Annotated in this window: 18 protein-coding genes; 11 read left to right on the top strand and 7 right to left on the bottom strand. The window is 59.5% G+C overall.

Features of this window, described 5'->3' with window-relative positions:
* Window positions 1-30: 30 nt before the first annotated feature.
* Both JHD62_RS05010 and JHD62_RS05005 read right to left on the bottom strand, forming a co-directional pair.
* Entirely contained in the window at window positions 31-1,422 is a 1,392-nt protein-coding gene (locus JHD62_RS05010; RefSeq protein ID WP_199102014.1) for a GntP family permease, read from the bottom strand.
* Between the two features lie 293 nt (window positions 1,423-1,715).
* Window positions 1,716-3,131: a sigma-54 interaction domain-containing protein gene (locus tag JHD62_RS05005; RefSeq protein WP_370541029.1), complete on the bottom strand. Its 1,416-nt coding sequence runs from the start codon at window positions 3,129-3,131 to the stop codon at window positions 1,716-1,718.
* A 131-nt stretch (window positions 3,132-3,262) separates the two neighbouring features.
* On the opposite strand from JHD62_RS05005, the gene JHD62_RS05000 reads away from it, so the two are divergent.
* Window positions 3,263-3,622, top strand: coding sequence for a carboxymuconolactone decarboxylase family protein (locus JHD62_RS05000; RefSeq protein WP_199102013.1), 360 nt, complete (start codon window positions 3,263-3,265; stop codon window positions 3,620-3,622).
* A 75-nt stretch (window positions 3,623-3,697) separates the two neighbouring features.
* Here JHD62_RS05000 and JHD62_RS04995 read toward each other — a convergent pair whose 3' ends face one another.
* A complete protein-coding gene (locus tag JHD62_RS04995; protein ID WP_045845718.1) occupies window positions 3,698-4,066 on the bottom strand; it encodes an Mth938-like domain-containing protein in 369 nt (122 codons plus the stop codon).
* Between the two features lie 245 nt (window positions 4,067-4,311).
* Between JHD62_RS04995 and JHD62_RS04990 the strand changes: the two genes are divergently transcribed.
* From JHD62_RS04990 to JHD62_RS04950, 9 genes are all read left to right on the top strand, one after another.
* A complete protein-coding gene (locus JHD62_RS04990; protein ID WP_131360836.1) occupies window positions 4,312-5,541 on the top strand; it encodes a pyridoxal phosphate-dependent aminotransferase in 1,230 nt (409 codons plus the stop codon).
* 139 nt (window positions 5,542-5,680) lie between these two features.
* On the top strand, window positions 5,681-6,991 hold the full coding sequence (locus tag JHD62_RS04985) for a homoserine dehydrogenase (protein ID WP_131355686.1): 1,311 nt from the start codon (window positions 5,681-5,683) through the stop codon (window positions 6,989-6,991).
* Window positions 6,992-7,043: 52 nt separating this feature from the next.
* The gene (locus JHD62_RS04980) at window positions 7,044-7,391 is read left to right on the top strand and encodes a hypothetical protein (RefSeq protein WP_199102012.1); all 348 of its coding nucleotides are present in this window, start codon (window positions 7,044-7,046) and stop codon (window positions 7,389-7,391) included.
* Window positions 7,392-7,458: 67 nt separating this feature from the next.
* Entirely contained in the window at window positions 7,459-8,868 is a 1,410-nt protein-coding gene (gene thrC / locus JHD62_RS04975) for a threonine synthase (protein WP_199102011.1), read from the top strand.
* A gap of 172 nt (window positions 8,869-9,040) precedes the next feature.
* On the top strand, window positions 9,041-9,715 hold the full coding sequence (gene flgA / locus JHD62_RS04970; protein ID WP_233160645.1) for a flagellar basal body P-ring formation chaperone FlgA: 675 nt from the start codon (window positions 9,041-9,043) through the stop codon (window positions 9,713-9,715).
* Between the two features lie 70 nt (window positions 9,716-9,785).
* Window positions 9,786-10,085 (top strand): flagellar biosynthesis anti-sigma factor FlgM, encoded by a 300-nt coding sequence (flgM, locus tag JHD62_RS04965; RefSeq protein ID WP_199102010.1) that lies wholly within the window; start codon window positions 9,786-9,788, stop codon window positions 10,083-10,085.
* A gap of 24 nt (window positions 10,086-10,109) precedes the next feature.
* Window positions 10,110-10,574 carry a flagella synthesis protein FlgN gene (locus tag JHD62_RS04960; protein ID WP_045845490.1) on the top strand — a complete coding sequence of 155 codons (465 nt, stop codon included), beginning with the start codon at window positions 10,110-10,112 and terminating at the stop codon, window positions 10,572-10,574.
* Between the two features lie 98 nt (window positions 10,575-10,672).
* Window positions 10,673-11,593 (top strand): CobD/CbiB family protein, encoded by a 921-nt coding sequence (locus JHD62_RS04955; RefSeq protein ID WP_045845491.1) that lies wholly within the window; start codon window positions 10,673-10,675, stop codon window positions 11,591-11,593.
* Window positions 11,594-11,714: 121 nt separating this feature from the next.
* The gene (locus JHD62_RS04950) at window positions 11,715-13,127 is read left to right on the top strand and encodes a DEAD/DEAH box helicase (RefSeq protein WP_199102009.1); all 1,413 of its coding nucleotides are present in this window, start codon (window positions 11,715-11,717) and stop codon (window positions 13,125-13,127) included.
* 122 nt (window positions 13,128-13,249) lie between these two features.
* Here the strand turns inward: JHD62_RS04950 and JHD62_RS04945 are convergent, their stop codons facing one another.
* From JHD62_RS04945 to JHD62_RS22950, 4 genes are all read right to left on the bottom strand, one after another.
* Window positions 13,250-13,816, bottom strand: coding sequence for an LUD domain-containing protein (locus tag JHD62_RS04945; RefSeq protein WP_199102008.1), 567 nt, complete (start codon window positions 13,814-13,816; stop codon window positions 13,250-13,252).
* On the bottom strand, window positions 13,813-15,213 hold the full coding sequence (locus tag JHD62_RS04940; protein WP_199102007.1) for a lactate utilization protein B: 1,401 nt from the start codon (window positions 15,211-15,213) through the stop codon (window positions 13,813-13,815). The genes JHD62_RS04945 and JHD62_RS04940 overlap by 4 nt, the downstream gene beginning before the upstream one ends.
* Window positions 15,210-15,965 (bottom strand): (Fe-S)-binding protein, encoded by a 756-nt coding sequence (locus tag JHD62_RS04935; RefSeq protein ID WP_199102006.1) that lies wholly within the window; start codon window positions 15,963-15,965, stop codon window positions 15,210-15,212. The genes JHD62_RS04940 and JHD62_RS04935 overlap by 4 nt, the downstream gene beginning before the upstream one ends.
* A gap of 104 nt (window positions 15,966-16,069) precedes the next feature.
* On the bottom strand, window positions 16,070-17,395 hold the full coding sequence (locus JHD62_RS22950) for a PAS domain-containing methyl-accepting chemotaxis protein (protein WP_199102005.1): 1,326 nt from the start codon (window positions 17,393-17,395) through the stop codon (window positions 16,070-16,072).
* Window positions 17,396-17,693: 298 nt separating this feature from the next.
* Between JHD62_RS22950 and JHD62_RS04925 the strand changes: the two genes are divergently transcribed.
* Window positions 17,694-18,263, top strand: a complete 570-nt coding sequence (locus JHD62_RS04925) for a hypothetical protein (protein ID WP_199102004.1) — start codon at window positions 17,694-17,696, stop codon at window positions 18,261-18,263.
* Window positions 18,264-18,329 lie beyond the last annotated feature (66 nt).

Genomic DNA, 18,329 nt, shown 5'->3' with positions numbered 1-18,329 from the left:
AGGGCCGGTGGATGGGATTGCCGGATGGAGTCAGACCAGCCCGGTGAGATAGAAAACGGTAATCACAAAGAACACTGCCAGTGTCTTGATCAGGGTGACGGCAAAGATGTCGCGGTAAGCCTCGCGGTGGGTGAGGCCGGTGACCGCCAGCAGGGTGATCACCGCGCCGTTATGCGGCAGCGTGTCCATGCCGCCACTGGCCATGGCCACCACGCGGTGCAGCACTTCCAGCGGAATACCCGCCGCCTGGCAGGCGCTGATGAACTGTTCGCCCATCGCCGCCAGCGCAATGCTCATGCCGCCGGAAGCCGAGCCGGTCACACCGGCCAGCGTGCTGACCGTGACCGCAGCATTCACCAGCGGGTTGGGAATGCTCTGCAAGGCATGGCCAATCACCATGAAGCCGGGCAGGGCGGCAATCACCGCACCAAAGCCGTATTCCGAGGCGGTGTTCATTGCGGCCAGCATGGCTCCGGCAATCGCGCTCTTGCTGCCTTCGGCAAAGCGTTCCTTGATGGCGGGCCAGGCAGTCAGTGCGACAAAGGCAATGCCCAGCAGCAAGGCGGCTTCCACCGACCAGATGGCGGTGACGGTGGAAATCTGGGTGGTGACCGGCTTGGCCATGCCGGCCAGATGCAGTTCGTGACTGCTGCCGTACCAGGCGGGAATCCAGCGGGTAAAGGCAAAGTTGCTGATGCCGATCAGCAGCAGCGGGGCAATGGCCAGCCAGGGCGAGGGCAGGCTGCTGGTGTCGATGTGCTCCGGTTCATTGCGCAAATCGGTGCCATAGCCTTCGCCCTTGGCCATCAGGCTGCGGCGGCGCCATTCCAGATAAGCCAGCCCCACCAGGGTGATGAACACCGCACCGCAGATACCCAGTGCCGGGGCCGCCCAGGCGGTGGTCTTGAAAAAGGTGGTGGGGATGATGTTCTGGATTTGCGGCGTGCCAGGCAGGGCGTCCATGGTGAAGGAAAACGCGCCCAGTGCCACGGTGCCGGGAATCAGCCGCTTGGGGATATTGCTCTGGCGGAACAGTTCGGCGGCAAAGGGGTAGACAGCAAACACCACCACGAACAGCGATACCCCGCCATAGGTCAGCAGTGCACATACCGCCACGATTACCGCGATGGCGCGCTTTTCACCGATAAAGCGGATGACGGCGGCAACGATGGATTTGGAAAAGCCGGACATCTCCACCAGCTTGCCGAATACCGAACCCAGCAAGAACACCGGGAAGTACAGCTTGATGAAGCCCACCATCTTGTCCATGAACAGTCCGCTGAATGCGGGTGCCACGGCGGAGGGGTCGGTCAGCAGCACTGCGCCCAGGGCGGCCAGTGGTGCCATCAGGATGACGCTGTAGCCGCGATAGGCGGCCAGCATCAGGAAGAACAGGGCCAGCAAGACCACGATAAAGCTCATGGTGTTTCTCCTCAATCATTGTTGTATGGCCTGTGCAAGACCGGACGATCATGGGTATGCCCCATGTCGGTGCGTTGATATTGCAGGAAGCGTGCCAGATTTGCTGTTTGTTTTAAATCAATGACTTGCCGGGATTTCAGGACCGGAGACTGGCTTGCTGTCTCGATCTGGAGACGAGCTGGACGGTACTGCACGGCGGTAAAGCCTTGTGGCAGCAGGAAAAGCGGGGGAGTCTCGATTTGTAGACGCCGTCTCTGTTTGGAGACGGCTAGCGGGAATGGTCGGGTTGTGTTTCAGAAATCACTTGGGTTGATGCCCAGGGCAGCCAGCTTTTTGTACAAGGTGGCGCGCCCCATGCCCAATTGCCGCGCGGCGCTGGGCACGTGGCCCTGACAGGCTTGCAAGGCCTGGCGTAGCAACTGGGACTCATAGTGGGCCATTTGCTGCTGGTAGCTGGCACCGACCGGGGCAGCAGCAGTGCTCGGCTTTCCCAGCAGGGCGTTGATGTCTTCTTCGTCCAGCAGGCTGCTGCGCCCCAGCATGCTGGCACGTTCCAGGATATTGCGCAGTTCGCGCACATTGCCGGGCCAGTGATAGGCGGCCAGCCTTTGCAGGGCGGCATGGCTGATCTGCTGGCGCGCCACATGGCCGTGCCGCGCCAGCTGGGCGAGCAGCGACTCGGCCAGTTCCGGCAGGTCTTGCAAATGGGCGCGCAAGGGCGGCAGCTGGATGGTGAGTACGTTCAGCCGATAGTAAAGATCGGCACGGAAGCTGCCGGCAGCCACTTTTTCTTCCAGCCGGGCCGAGGTGGCGGCAATGATGCGGATGTCCGCCCGCAGCACGCGGTTGGCACCCAGCTGTTCGAACTCCTTGTCCTGCAGCACGCGTAGCAGCTTGGCTTGCAGGCTGGCTGGCATGTCGCCTATTTCATCCAGAAACAATGTTCCGCCATCGGCCAGTTGCAGCTTGCCGATGCGGCCTTTCTTGTCCGCGCCGGTATAGGCATTAGGGCTGGCACCAAACAGCTCGGCCTCCAGCAGGGTGTCGGGAATGGCCGCCATATTCAGGCTGACCAAGGGCTTGCCGGCGCGGGGCGAGGCAGCATGAATGGCATGCGTCAGCACTTCTTTGCCGGTGCCGGTTTCGCCCAGCAGCAATACCGCACCTTCCAGCGGCGCGGCCAGCATGGCCTGACGCCGGACTTCGATGATCTGGCTGCTGCGGCCGACAAAATCGTCAAAACTGTATTTGGCACGCCGCGCCTGCGCCAATGATTCGCGCGTGGCCGCCAGCTCCTCGCCCAGCCGGGCAAACTTGGCTACCAGCGGTGCCAGTGATTGAATCTGGTCGAACAGGGCAAAGCCCACCGCTCCGATGATCTTGCCCTGGCCATCCTTCAGCGGCAGCCGCATCACCACCAGCTGGTCCTTGCCCGTGGGCATGATGTCCAGCAGCATCGGCACGCCGGTTCTCAGCACTTCGCGCATCTGGCTGTTGGGGATGACGTTTTCCACCGGCTGGCCCAGCGCAGAGGCCGGGTCGGCAAAGCCAAAGCGCTCGGCATAACGGGCATTGATCCAGATGATGCGGGCCTGATCGTCCACAATCACCGTGCCCTGGTAGCTGTCGTCCATGTGCTGGAACAGCGACTGCATTGCCCATTGGCGTACATGATCGTAGTCGGCCAGTGTGGTGGGAGTGTGGGACACGGGTCATCCTTGGGCGAGTACAAGGCAGCCAGATTACCATGCCTGCATTTTGTGCTGGCGCGGTGCCAACATGCCTTGCAATGATATATAAAAATATATAATATTAATTTGTAACTTATTGGGAGAGCAAAATGAGCCACGATTACACCGCACTGGCACAAGACTTGGGCAGCAAGCTGGCTGAATTCCGTCGCGAAATTCCTGACACCATGAAAGGCTTCGGCCAGATGAGCCGCGCCGCCCATACCGAGGGTGCGTTATCCAACAAGACCAAGGAGCTGATTGCGCTGGCCATCGGCATTGCCAGTCGTTGTCAGGGCTGTCTGGCCTTCCACAGCAAGGCGCTGGTGGAGCTGGGCTGTACCCGGGCGGAATTCATGGAAATGCTGCAAGTGGCGGTATACATGGGCGGTGGCCCGTCCTTGATGACGGCTGCCGAAGCCTTGCAGGCGTTTGAAGAGTTTGGCGGCGAGAAAGCTGCGGCTGTCTGAATCAAGCTGCTGGCCGGATACAAGCAAAAGCCCCGCATGACAGCAATGCGGGGCTTCGTTTATGGCAGGACCGGTTCAGATGGCCAGAATGGCGGCAATCACCCGGCGGTCTTCCGCCATCAGGATATTGAAGGTGCGGCAGGCGGCCTGGGTGTCCATCACATCCACGCCGATACCGGCATTGGTCAGGGCTGCCATCAGTTTGGGGTGGAAAAAGCGCAGGCTGGCACCGGAGCCGAACAGCACCACCTCCGGCTGCATCTCCAGCAGCATGCTGAAATGCTGTTCCGTCAGGCTGGCAAAATCGGCCACGCCCCAGGGCTGCACGCTGTCCGGGGTGACAATCAGGTTGCCGTCATGGCGTTCGGCATTGATCAGCACATGGCCTTCGCCGTAGCCGGTAAACAGGTTTTTGCCCAGTCCCAGGGCCTGATGCATTTTCATGGAGTGGATTTCCCGCAAGGAATAAATATCAGCACGCAGCGCTGTTGCAGCCATGCCGGTATGGCGCGCACGTCGTCATGCAGTGCAACACGGATTGGGATAGGATTATACCCTGACCAGCCGCCAAGGCACGCTTTGCCCGTGGCCGGGACAGACAAGGGACTCCAATGAAAGACAACAAGCCGCGCCGCCGCCAGCACACCGCCGTAGCCGGGGCGCGGTCCGTGACGGAAAAACAGGCCACCATGCAGCCAGTACACAAATCGCAGAAGCTCGCCAATGTCTGCTACGACATCCGTGGCCCGGTGCTTGAGCATGCCAAGAAGATGGAAGACGAAGGCCATCGCATCATCAAGCTGAATATCGGCAACCCGGCGCCGTTCGGTTTCTTTGCGCCGGATGAAATCATCGAAGACGTCATCGTCAACCTGCCATCCGCTTCCGGATATTCCGATTCCAAAGGCCTGTTTGCCGCGCGCAAGGCCATCATGCATTACGCGCAGGAAAAACACCTGCCCAATGTCAGCATGGACGACATCATCATCGGCAACGGCGTGTCCGAGCTGATCGTGATGGCCATGCAGGCCTTGCTGGACAATGGCGATGAAGTGCTGGTGCCCGCGCCGGACTATCCGCTGTGGACGGCGGCAGTCAGCCTGGCCGGTGGCAAGGCGCTGCATTATGTCTGTGATGAAGAACAGGGCTGGTTCCCCAGCATCGACGACATCCGCGCCAAGATCACCCCCAATACCCGTGCCATCGTGGTGATCAACCCCAACAACCCCACCGGTGCGGTTTATCCGCCAGCACTGTTGCAGCAGATTGTCGACTTGGCGCGCCAGCACCAGTTGATCATCTATGCTGATGAAATCTACGACAAGGTGCTGTACGACGAGGTCAAGCACACCTCCATTGCCTCGCTGGCACCGGACCTGCTGGTCGTCACCTTCAACGGCCTGTCCAAGAACTATCGCGCCTGTGGCTACCGCGCGGGGTGGATGATTCTGTGTGGCGAGAAAAAACACGCACGCGACTATATCGAAGGCCTGAACATGCTGGCCTCCATGCGCCTGTGTGCCAACGTGCCGGCACAGTTTGCCATCCAGACCGCCCTGGGCGGTTACCAGAGCATCGACGACCTGGTGGCTCCAAGCGGACGCCTGGCTCGCCAGCGCGACCTGGCGCACAAGCTGCTCACCGATATTCCGGGTGTGACTTGTGTCAAGCCGCAAGGGGCCTTGTACCTGTTCCCGCGCCTGGACCCGAAAATCTACCCAATCAGCGACGACCAGCAGTTCATCCTGGAACTCTTGCAGGAAGAAAAAGTGTTGCTGGTGCAGGGCAGCGGGTTTAACTGGATTGCGCCGGATCACTTCCGCGTGGTATTCCTTCCTAACTCGGATGACCTGATCGAAGCGATAGGCCGCATCGCCCGCTTCCTGGCACGTTACCGCCAGCGTCACGGCACGGCCTGATGCTGTATCCAGCCGACGGATGTCACAATCCTTCGGCTGAATCATCTGCCTGAAGACCTCCTGGCAAGCCGGCCACCGCCGTTTTGCCAAGAGGCCGTCGGCCCGGGACAAAACACTAGAGACAGACATGGAGAATGTTATGAAGCCGATCAATATTGGCCTGATGGGAGTGGGGACAGTCGGTGGCGGTACCGCCACCGTACTCAAGCGTAACGCCGAGGAAATCAGCCGCCGCGCCGGTCGCCCCATCCGCGTATGCATGGCCGCCAACCGTGATGTGGCCCGCGCCCGCGAGGTGCTGGGCGAAGGCGTGCCGGTGGTGGATGACGCCATGCTGGTGGTCAACAATCCGGAAGTCGACATTGTGGTCGAACTGATTGGTGGTGACACCATCGCCAAGGAGCTGGTGCTCAAGGCCATCGAAAACGGCAAGCACGTGGTGACTGCTAACAAGAAGCTGCTGGCCGTGCATGGCAATGAAATCTTTGCCCGCGCCCAGGAAAAGGGCGTGATGGTGGCCTTCGAAGCTGCAGTTGCCGGTGGCATTCCCATCATCAAGGCGCTGCGTGAAGGCCTGTCGGCCAACCGCATCGAATGGATTGCCGGCATCATCAACGGCACTTCCAACTTCATCCTGACCGAAATGCGCGACAAGGGTGCCAGCTTCGCCGACGTACTGGCCGAAGCCCAGCGCCTGGGCTATGCCGAAGCCGACCCTACCTTCGACATCGAAGGCCACGATGCCGGTCACAAGCTCACCATCATGGCTGCGTTGGCTTTTGGTATTCCGATGCAGTTTGACAGCTGCTATCTGGAAGGCATCAGCAAGCTGGATGGTCGTGACATCAAGTACGCTGAAGAATTGGGCTACCGCGTCAAGCTGCTGGGCTTTACCCGCCGTACTGACGCCGGCGTGGAACTGCGCGTGCATCCGACCCTGATTCCGGAAAGCCAGCTGATCGCCAACGTCAATGGCGTGATGAACGCGGTACTGGCCAAGGGCGACGCCATCGGCCAGACCCTGCACTATGGTGCTGGCGCCGGCGCACTGCCGACTGCTTCTGCCGTGGTGGCTGATATTGTCGATGTGACCCGCCTGCTGACTGCCGATCCGGAACATCGCGTGCCGCATCTGGCTTTCCAGCCGGACCAGCTGAAAAACCTGCCCATCTTGCCGATTGATGATGTTTACAGCTCCTACTACCTGCGCATCGGTGCTGCCGACCGCGCTGGTGTGCTGGCCAATATCACCGGCCTGCTGGCAGAAAACGGCATTTCCATCGAAGCGCTGATCCAGAAGGGTTCGGCCAGCGAGGGCAATGCCGAAGTGGTGATCCTCACCCATCGTGTGCAGGAACGCGCCATCAATGCAGCCATCGCCGCCATCGAAGCGCTGGAAAGCGTATCGGGCAAGGTGGTGCGCCTGCGCATGGAAGAACTCAACGACTAAAGCAGTTGCCATCCCCGCGTCTGGGCGCGGGGTGGTGACAGGATGGCTGCAAATGGCAAGGTACTGGATGAATGGAGTGGGCATGGCCTGTGCGCTGACTGCATCGGCCCTGCACGCAACACCACTGACACCGGGTCAGCATAATCTGCTGCAGGGTTTCCTGATGCGCAGCTGTATCAAGCGCACGCCGGCATCGGATGGTGTCAGCGAACGCTCGGATGTCCAGATCCAGAAATACTGCCAGTGTGCCAGCGAGCATCTGGCCAATACCTTCAGCTCGGAAGAAGTCATGGGCGTGCTGACCGGGCAAATCCGCAAGGACGACCCGCGCGGCAAAAAGCGCCTGGCTGAAGCCTCTGCTGCTTGCAGTCATCATCTGGAGGCCAGTGCCGCCGATTGACGCTCACTAGTCCGCGGCCATCCTTCTTGCAACGTCTTCTGCATTCGTACAGGTTGAATCACATCACATGAAGTACATCAGCACACGTGGCGGCATGCAGCCGCAAAGTTTCAGCGACATCCTGCTCATGGGTCTGGCTCCCGATGGTGGCTTGGCGCTGCCGGAAAGCTACCCGCAGATCAGCCGCAGCCAGCTGGATGCCTGGCGCGGTCTGTCCTATGCCGAACTGGCTTTTGAAATCATCCGCCTGTTCGCCACCGATATTCCCGAGGCCGACCTCAAGGACATCGTCAGCCGCACTTACACCGCAGCCGTGTTTGGCAGCGAAGCCATCACCCCGGTCAAGCGCCTGTCCGATGGCCTGGTGATTCTGGAGCTGTCCAATGGCCCGACGCTGGCCTTCAAGGACATGGCCATGCAGTTGCTGGGTAATCTGTTCGAATACGTGCTGGGCAAAAAAGGCCAGTCGCTGAATATTCTGGGCGCCACCTCCGGGGACACCGGCAGCGCGGCCGAATATGCGATGCGCGGCAAGCAGGGTATCAGCGTGTTCATGCTCAGCCCGGATGGCCTGATGAGTCCCTTCCAGCGCGCGCAGATGTTCAGCCTGCAGGATGCCAACATCCACAACATCGCCATCAAGGGCATGTTCGATGACTGTCAGGACATCGTGAAAGCCGTGCAGAACGACCACGCTTTCAAGGCCAAGTACCAGATCGGCACCGTCAACTCCATCAACTGGGCACGCGTGGTGGCGCAGGTGGTGTACTACTTCAAGGGTTACTTCAACGCCACCAGCAGCAATGACGAACAAGTCAGCTTCTGCGTGCCGTCGGGTAACTTCGGCAATGTCTGCGCCGGTCATATCGCGCGCCAGATGGGCCTGCCGGTGCAGCGCCTGATCGTGGCCACCAATGAAAACGACGTACTGGACGAATTCTTCCGCACCGGTGCTTACCGTCCGCGCGGCACAGCCAATACCTATGTCACCTCCAGTCCGTCCATGGATATTTCCAAGGCCTCCAACTTCGAGCGTTTCGTGTTCGATCTGGTTGGTCGCGACGGTGCTGCCGTGAAGGCATTGTGGGCAGATGTGGATGCCGGCAAGGGCTTTGATCTGTCGGCCAGACTGGGCGATGCTGCCCAAAAGTTTGGTTTTGTATCCGGCAAGAGCAGCCATGCCGATCGTCTGGCCACCATCCGTGCCGTGGACGCGACCGATGGCGTGGTGGTGGATACCCATACCGCCGATGGCATCAAGGTGGCACGCGAGCTGCGTCTGCCTGGTGAAACCATTGTTTGCCTGGAAACCGCGCTGCCGGCCAAGTTTGCCGACACCATCCGCGAAGCGCTGGACCGTGATCCGCCACGTCCCGCCGGCTTTGATGGCCTGGAAGACCTGCCGCAAAAAGTGGTGGTGTTCGATGCCGATGCCGCCAAGGTCAAGGCATTTGTCGAACAGACACTGGCGCAGTAAGTGCTGGTGTTGTTGAAAAACAGGCCCGTGTGGCCTGTTTTTTTATCTGTCGGCGCAACTGTCGGCGTATTTCGCACTCAGAAAGCTGTGCTTGCAAGGCCGTCCCGCCTGGCAGTCACCGCATGGGCCGGTAGCGATACGCAGGCAGGATCGTAGCGGATACAATGGCAGGATGAAATTCTCCCCACTGATGTTGGCCTGGCTGCTGCCCGGCCTTGTGCAGGCAGCCGCCAGCCAGGATATGGCCGCGCTGGAAAAACTGGCCGACCGTTTCATGCAGCAGGAAATGGCCTCGCGTCAGGCCAGCTACAAGCTGGGCAAACTGGACCGGCGACTGGTATTGCCTGCCTGTGCATCGCCACGGGTGGACTGGTCTAACGCTGCCCAGACCACGGGCAACACGGCTTTGGTGATTGTCTGTCCGGACAGCGGATGGAGCATACGTCTGCCAGTCAGCATCAACGAAAAGCAATTGGGTGTGGTACTTACCCGCTCGGTGAGCGCCGGTGAAGTGTTGCAGGAAGGGGATGTCAAACTGGTGGAGGTTGCCAACCCGGCCATGGCGCGCAATGTGCTGACCAGTCCGGCTCTGGCAATTGGCCAGACCATGCGCAGCGGTGCACCTGCCGGCAGTTGGCTGCGCAGCTTCATGGTTCATGCCCCTTATGCCATTCGTGCCGGCCAGCCGGTCAAGGTGGTGGCGGGGGGAGACGGCTTTAGCGTGTTGTCAGAAGGCATTGCCAATAACAATGCGGCGGTTGGTGATGCGGTGTCGGTGCGGCTGTCCAGCGGGCGTGTGGTGCGCGGCATGGTGCAGCCGGATGGCAGCGTCAGTCTGAGTTACTGATAAATATTTCAAGAGTTTGCTTTTTCAGCCGATAATAGAGAAACCCCTAGCTAGTTTGGAAGGCCACGCCATGAAAATCGACAACTCGGGAAATGCCGTTGGCGCTTATGCCAGTCAGAGCAAGCTGGCCCGGCGCGATACCAGCGCTCCGGCTGCCGGATCCGGGTCCACCCCGACCGATAGCGTGAAGATCAATCCGCTGGCCAGCAGCATCAGTGCGCTGTCTGCCCAGGCAGATACCACGCCTGCCTTTGATGCGGCCAAGGTTGATGCCATCAAGAACGCTATCGCAGCGGGCACCTTTTCGGTGAATCCGGACAAGATCGCCGACAGCCTGATCGCCTCCACCCAAGAACTGCTGAACCAGTAAGTACTGCAGATGGGTGTGGCAGCAATGACGCAAGAACAAGGTTTTGCCCAACTGTGCCGTGCTGAAGCCGAGCAGGTGACACGCTTGATCGACCTGCTGCAACAAGAGCAGCAGGTGATGATTGCAGGCCAGGTGCACCGCCTGGAAGACCTGGCGGACAGCAAGAGCAAAGTGCTGGATGAACTGGCCATGCATTCGCAATCCCGCGCCCGGCTGATGAAGACACTTGGCCTGTCCGACAGCGACACCGTATACATCTGGCTGGCCGACAAGCCCGAAGAACGCCAGGCCTGGCTGGCACTGGAAGATCTCATCCACCGTGCCCAGGGCATCAACCAGCTCAATGGTACTTTCATCGAGCAGCAGCTGGGCCAGGTAGAAGCTTCGCTGGCCGTGCTGCGTCAGGCGGCTGCTTCCACGCTCAGTTATGACCGTGGCGGACAGCAGCCGCAACCTGCCGGCGGACGCCGCTTTCTCGGCTCTGCCTGAGTATTCCATGTGGCTGGCCACATGCGATGTGGTGGGCGTACCTGTCCCTTTGTGGTATCTTCGCCACTGGGCCTGAGCAAACCACCATTCAAATTCTGATGACCCTGATTTCCCTGATCATTGCGCTGGCACTTGAGCAGCTGCGCCCTCTGGGCAACCGCAACCGCGTTTGGCACGTTTTTACTCGTTATGCCAATCATCTGGAACGCAATCTGAATGCCGGTGCCAACCGTCATGGTGTTTTTGCGTGGATGCTGGCCATCCTGCCTCCGGTGTTGTTGAGCCTTGGGGTGTACTACGCCTTGTACGCGGCCAACCCGCTGCTGGCCATTCTGTGGAATGTGCTGGTGCTCTACCTCACCATGGGTTTCCGTCATTTCTCCAGCGCCTTTTCCGAGATTTCGCTGGCCTTGACCGAAGGACGTGATCTGGACGCCCGCATGGCGCTGACACGCTGGACCGGGCATCCCTCTGCCGAGTTGTCTGTGGGGGAAATTTCCCGTCTGGCAATCGAGCAGGGTGTGGTGGACAGTTACCGGCATGTTTTTGGCACCATGTTCTGGTTTGTCCTGCTGCCGGGCCCTTCCGGTGCCTTGCTGTACCGGCTGTGCAGCATGTTGGGCCAGAAATGGGGTAGCCGTCAGGGTGATGAAGACCGTTTTGGTCGTTTTGCCGGCAGTGCCGCTGCCTGGCTTGACTGGTTGCCGGTGCGTCTGACCGCTGCCAGCTTTGCCGTCATGGGCGATTTTGAAGATGCAGTCTACTGTTGGCGTTCCCAGGCCCGGACCTGGGGCAACTACGCCAATGGCATTCTGCTGGCCTCCGCTGCCGGTGCGCTTGGTGTCAAGCTGGGTGATCCGCTCAGACAGGATTACACCATCAAGTTCCGGCCGGAACTGGGCCTGGGTGACGAAGCCGATCCGGGCTTCCTGAAAAGTGCAGTCGGCCTGGTCTGGCGTTCAGCCTTGCTATGGCTGTTTGTCATCCTGTTGCTCAGCGTTGCCAACCACATGGCCTGATGCCTGCCTGCCGCCGCCCCTGATGGGCGGCGTTGCCATTTGGGCCAGGCCATGTTCATGAACAAGGGGATGCGTCGCATGCTGCGATGTCATCGCCCAACCGAATTGCAGGAGCACACACATGCTGTTTTCCGAACTCGGGCTGTCGCCCGAGATTCTTCGTGCCATTGAAGAACAGGGCTATTCCGAGCCCACACCGATCCAGGCCAAGGCCATTCCGCTGGTGCTGTCCGGTCGTGACTTGCTGGCTGCCGCTCAAACCGGTACCGGCAAGACTGCCGCCTTCATGCTGCCCATCCTGGAGCGGCTGAAAAAGTTTGCCAATACCAGTGTTTCCCCTGCCATGCACCCGGTGCGGGCGCTGGTGCTGTCGCCCACGCGCGAGCTGGCCGACCAGATTGGCGTGAATGTAAAAACCTATACCAAGTATTTGCCTTTGCGTGCCACCACCGTGTTTGGCGGCATGAACATGGACCCGCAGACTGCCGAGCTGCGTCGTGGCATGGAAGTGGTGATTGCCACCCCTGGACGTTTGCTGGACCACATCCAGCAAAAAAGCATCCAGCTGAACAAGGTGGAAGTGCTGGTACTGGACGAAGCCGACCGCATGCTGGACATGGGCTTCATCCAGGATATCCGCAAGATCATGAGCATGCTGCCCAAAGAGCGGCAAACCCTGTTGTTTTCGGCCACCTTTGCGCCGGAAATCAAACGGCTGGCTGCGGATTTCATGAAAGACCCGCAAACAGTGGAAGTGGCCCGCCAGAACGCGACCAACGAGCAAGTCGAGCAACTGGTGTATTCCGTCGATGCCGGTCGCAAGCGTTATCTGCTGAGTCATCTGATCAAGAGCCGTGACATGAGCCAGGTCATCGTGTTCTGCAAGACCAAGCTCAGCGCCGACCAGCTGGCGCGTGACCTCAAGCGCGACGGCCTGGTGGCCGAAGCCATTCATGGCGACAAGGCACAGGCCTCGCGTCTGGAAATTTTGTCGGCATTCAAGGAAGGCAGCCTGCGTGTGCTGGTGGCTACCGACGTGGCGGCACGTGGCCTGGATATCAGCGAACTGCCCTTTGTGGTGAATTACGAGCTGCCCAACTCACCGGAAGACTATGTACACCGCATTGGCCGTACCGGTCGTGCTGGTGCCAGCGGTGTGGCCATTTCCTTGATGAGCCCGGCGGAAACCCGCCAGCATGAAGCCATTGAGAAACTGACCCGTCAAACACTGACGCCACAGACTGTGGCTGGTTTCGAGCCTGGTGCAGCCGCACCGCGTGAGGAATCTGCGCCGCGCCGCGAACGCGAGCGTGATGCTGGTCGTGAACAGAGTCGTTCGGGCACCCGTACTCCGGCGCGTGAAAGCCAGCGCGACCCCATGTCGGTACCGGCATCGGCCCTGATGGCCGGCAAGTCCGGCGAAGGCCTGAAAACCATCAAGCCTGCCGGTAGCAGCCGCCGCAGCCGCAAGGCGCAGCGCGAAGTGCCGGCCCTGTTGCTGCCGCCGCGCTACAAGGTGGAAGTCAGCCGCTGATCGCCTGACTGCAGTGACACCACAAAACCGCCTGTCTTGCGACCGGCGGTTTTTTCATGGCCAGGCAGATATGAAAAAAGGCCCCGCAGGGCCCAAGGAAGCAAATGCTCCATACGTAGAAATCAGACAAATATCACCAGGGCCGCCATAGCACCATGAGCACCCATCACCAGGCTTTGCTCGATATCCGCGGTACGCGAAGAGCCGGAAATGAAGGCACCAAAGCCATGCTCTGCCAGCTGGATGCAGGCATAGGCGTCGCGCATGGTGTCCACCATGGCCTCACTCGGTACCACCAGGACCAGCTTCTGGGTGAGGAAGTAAATCGAGCGGAAACGGTTGTCCGGATGGCTGACCCACACTGTGGCATTCTCCGCCACGGCCAGCTGGCCGGGCACGATGGCGACGTCGACATCATGCCAGGCGTGCGGATCATCCACTTCTTCGTGCTGCGCCACGGTCAGGTCGACGGTGCGACCGGCATCCGGCCAGCGTGCGGCCACGACATCGGCCACGCTCTGGCCATCCTGCAACTGGACTGCGTCGCCACCGAGATTGCGGATCAGCGTGGCAAACGCCTCGAACTGGTTGTCGTAACGGATGAACGGTACGGCGTGAATATCCGGCAGGGCTGATGCTTGCGGCCGGTTCTGGCGAATGCGGGCCAGGATGTTGTCACGGGCGCTCATTGTTGGCCCTCCTTGTCCTTCTTGTCCTGACTGCGCTGTTGGTACAGCTCCTTGAAACTTTGGCTCGGCATGGGTGGCACATCGCGTCCGGCACGGCTCCAGGCGCTGTGGCGGGTAAGGCTTTCCGGAATGATGGGCACTACCTTGCGCATCACCTTGCCGCCCAGGTCGAACAGTGCCGGGTGTTGGGTGAGGAAGCGCATGGCCAGCAAGCCCATTTTCTTGCCGGCGGGCAGCAGGTTCTGGTCAAACGCCTTCTTGCGGTGCAGTACCAGTTGTTCGTGCAGGTTGATCTTGACCGGGCAGACATTGGAGCAGGAGCCGCAGGTACTGCAGGCAAAGGCCATGCTGCCGTGCTTTTTCATGTCGCGGCTGGGGCCCAGGGTAGAGCCGATGGGACCGGGAATGATGTAGCTGTAGCTGAAGCCGCTGCTGCGCCGGTAGACCGGGCAGGTATTCATGCAGGCACCGCAACGGATGCAGCGCAGGCTCTGGTAGAAGTCTTCATTGCCCAGAATCTCGCTGCGGCCGTTATCCACGATGACAATGTGCATCTCGCCACCGGGGCGCGCCTGGTGAAAATGCGAAGTATAGGTCGTCACCGGGGAACCGATGGCCGAGCGGGCCAGCAGGCGGGTGAACACGCCCAGGTGTTCCAGCTTGGGAATGATTTTTTCCAGCCCCATGCTAGCAATGTGAATGGGCGGCAGGCTGGTGCCCAGGTCGGCATTGCCTTCATTGGTGCACACCACCACGCCGCCGGTTTCGGCAATGGCAAAGTTCACCCCGGTCAGGCCGGCATCCGCAGTCAGGAAGTGCTCGCGCAGATTGGCCCGTGCCGCGTGGGTGAGATAGGTGGGGTCGTTATTACCGGCCTCGGTGCCCAGTTCTTTGTGGAACAGCTCGGAAATCTGCTCTTTCTTCAGGTGGATGGCCGGCATCACGATGTGGCTGGGCGCTTCGTGGCGCAATTGCACGATGCGCTCGCCCAAGTCGGTATCCACCACTTCGATGCCGCGCTGTTCCAGATAGGGGTTCAGTCCGCACTCTTCGGTCAGCATGGACTTGGACTTGACCAGCTTCTTCACCTGTTTTGCTGCCAGAATGCCGTGCACGATGCGGTTGTGCTCGTCGGCATCAGCTGCCCAGTGCACGGTGACACCGTTTTTCTGCGCATTGGCTTCAAACTGGGCCAGGTAATCGTCCAGCTGCGACAGGGTATGCGCCTTGATTTCGCGTGCCAGCCGGCGCAGTTCTTCCCATTCCGGCAGTTGTTTGGCCTGGGCATCGCGCTTTTGCCTGACCCACCAGATGGCGCTGTCGTGCCATTTGGCCTGGGCGCGGTCCTTCAGGAATTCAGCCGCTGCCTGCGGGTGTTTAACGCTATCGTCTTTCATGCGCCTGCTCCCCGGCCGGTGAGGATTTCCACAATGTGCAGCGGGCGGATGGTTTTGCCCTGATGACGGATGATACCGCCCATGTGCATCAGGCAGGAGGGGTCGGCGCCGACGATGTATTCCGCGCCGGTGGCTTCGTGCTGGGCAATGCGGTCTTCGCCCATGGCGGTGGACAGTTCCGGTTCATCGACACAGAAGGTGCCGCCAAAACCGCAGCATTCGTCACGGCGTTCTGGCAGTAGGACTTCCACGCCGTCCACCAGCTTGAGGATGGACTCCAGGCGCGAGTGATAGGGCATCATCAGTTCGGACGGACTGGCGTGATGCAATTCGCGCAGGCCGTGGCAGCTCTGGTGGATGGAAACCTTGTGCGGGAAATACACCGGCTTGGGCAGCTTTTCCAGCTTCAGTACATCCTGCAGGAATTCGATGACTTCGTAGACCTTGGGCTTGAGTTGCTGGTAGGCACTATCTTCCGCGATGTACCAGTCGTAATGATGGGTCACGTGGGACACGCAACTGCCAGAAGGGGCAACCACATAGTCGTAACGCTGGAAGACATTGGTGAAGCGGCGTGCGGCATCGCAAGCGCCTTTGCTGTCACCGTTATTGGCCAATGGCTGGCCGCAACAGGACTGTTCCATCGGAAATTCGACTTCGCAGCCCAGGCTTTCCAGTAGCTCCAGGGTTGCCATGGCGACATGGGGGAACAGTTCGTTGATGAAACAGGGAATGAACAGGCCGATTTTCATGGGGCAGGGCCTCCGACAGGCAGGAGCAGGGTTCAGGTCCGCATTAGATAATGATCCCCCTGCGGCTGCCAATTCGGATTTACCCTTGCGCGCAGAAAGTTGCTTCAGGAGGCCTGCGATTTCATCTCGGCAAAGCGGCTGACACTGCTGACCACGCCCTTGGCTTGCTGGTTGATCTGGCTGATGGTTTCACCCACTCGCTGTGACAGGCCGACATTGCCATTGGCCTGTTCCAGCAGGTGTTCCATGCTGGAAACCGCATGCCCGGTATGGTTCTGGATGTCATGCACCATGCGATTGATTTCCACCGTCGAGCTGGCCGTGCGCTCCGCCAGCTTGCGTACTTCGTCGGCCACCACGGCGAAGCCACGGCCCATTTCGCCTGCGCGGGCGGCTTCGATGGCGGCATTCAGTGCCAGCAGATTGGTCTGGTCGGCAATTTCCTTGATGGTTTGCACGATGGAGCCGATTTGCTGCGAGCGTTCGCCCAGCTGCAACACCTGCTGGCTGCCGCGTTCGATATCGCTGGCCATGGTCATGATGTTGTCGATGCTCTGTTCGATATCAAATACACCGGCATTGGCCAGGGCCTGGGTTTCCTGCGCTGTGGCGTAGGCTTGCAGTGCGGAGTCACGCTCCATGGTTTGTTGTTCGACCTGGGCGGTGATGTCGGTGGCAAACTTGATGACGCTGCGCACCTGGCCGCTTTCATCCAGTACCGGGTTGTAATTGGCTTCCAGCCAGATGGTTCTGCCGTCACGTGTGCGGCGACTGATGCGCCCGCTGTAGTACTGGCCGCTGCGCAGCCGCTCCCATAGCGCGGCATATTCCGGGCTGTTGGCAAAGGCAGGGTCGCACAGGATGCGATGATGCTGGCCGATCAGGCTGGCACGGCTGTAGCCGGTGGCCTGCAGAAAGTGGTCGTTGGCTTCAAGAATCTGGCCATCGGCTGAAAATTCGATACAGGCCATGGCCCGGTTGATGGCTTGCAATATGGCGTTGTTACGTGTCGCATTCATCACGCTGTCGGTAATGTCCGTCGCCAGTTTGATGATGCTGCCAACCTGGCCGGTGGCATCCAGGACCGGGGAGTAAGTGGCCTGCAGCCACACGACGTGTCCGTCACGGGCGATGCGTTTGACCCGGTCCCGATAAAACTCGCCGCGGCGCAGTTGCTCCCAGAAACGGCGGTATTCCGCGCTGCCGGAATAGGCAGCCTCGCACAACAGGCTATGCGGCTTGCCTTGCAGCTCCTCACTGCCCTGATAACCCATGGTGTCGAGAAAGTTCTGATTGGCTTCCAGAATCCGGCCATCGGGGCTGAAGCGAATCAGCGCCATGGAGAGATCCAGCGCCTGTTCCAGTTGCCGTGCTGCCGACAGTTGTTGTTCCAGTGTGGCAATTCGCTGCTTGAATTGTTGATTGAACATGATTCTTATCCCCAGGCAGATGCTTTTTTGTATGTTTTGTTATAGAAGCTGGCCAAGTGGAGAGAAAGCAGGTTCTTCTGCCGGCCCGGCGGGTGATACGCTTTTGTTGTCAAAAGGCTTGCTGCAGTCTGCTTGGCGTTTATCCATGCTCAGGCATTTGCCAGCCAACAAGCACATCGGAAGACAAATAATTTAAATGAATCAGTTTAATTGTGCCGATATGACTTATAACTAGAAAAATCAGGTCAAAGCGGAAAACCGGCTGCCACGCGCACTTGGCAAGTGGTGCCGGAGTGATATGCTTGGCAGAACCTGTGTGATGGCAAGCAATGAGACCACCCGTCTGTTGCCCTGTCCGGTCTCAAGCAGCGCCCCCACCGCCTGCTGTCCGGACATGGCTGTCTTGCAGGAAATCCATGTCCTGCATTCCATGCAAGCCTTTGCCTGTGCAGGGCATGTGGTGTTAGAGGCAATAGTCAGCGAAAGTCAGTGTGGCATCATGATCAATATCAAACAAAATATGACGATTTGCTGTGCAGCGCTGTGTTCCGGAAAAGCAGACGAAGATAAGATCATCCAGACCATTGCCCTGTTCAAGGCCTTTCATGTCCTGTATGTCAATGTGCATTCACCGGAGGCAAAACTGATACAGCATGTGATTGAAAACCTGAAGTCGGTGTTTTCGGTTTATCAGTCCCGCGATGAAATCGTGTTGATGCCTTACGAGGTCCGTGAGCTGAATGCTGCACGGCAGGCCTGCATGGCAAAGTCCGGTCGCCGCAGTGTCAGCGTGCTCAATCACCTGTACACGGCTTATCTGGACTACTATCGCCATCGTCTGATGGGGGATGGTAGTCAGCCGGGTTGACTGGCCGTTTCTTCTTGAGCAGTCCGTTTCACCCTGCCGAACCCGCTGATGCGGGTTTTTCATTTT

The organism is Aquitalea sp. ASV11 (assembly GCF_016429185.1).
Classification (GTDB): Bacteria; Pseudomonadota; Gammaproteobacteria; order Burkholderiales; family Chromobacteriaceae; genus Aquitalea; species Aquitalea pelogenes.
Note: the sequence above shows the minus strand (reverse complement) of the source record. Positions and strands in the feature narration are given on the sequence as shown.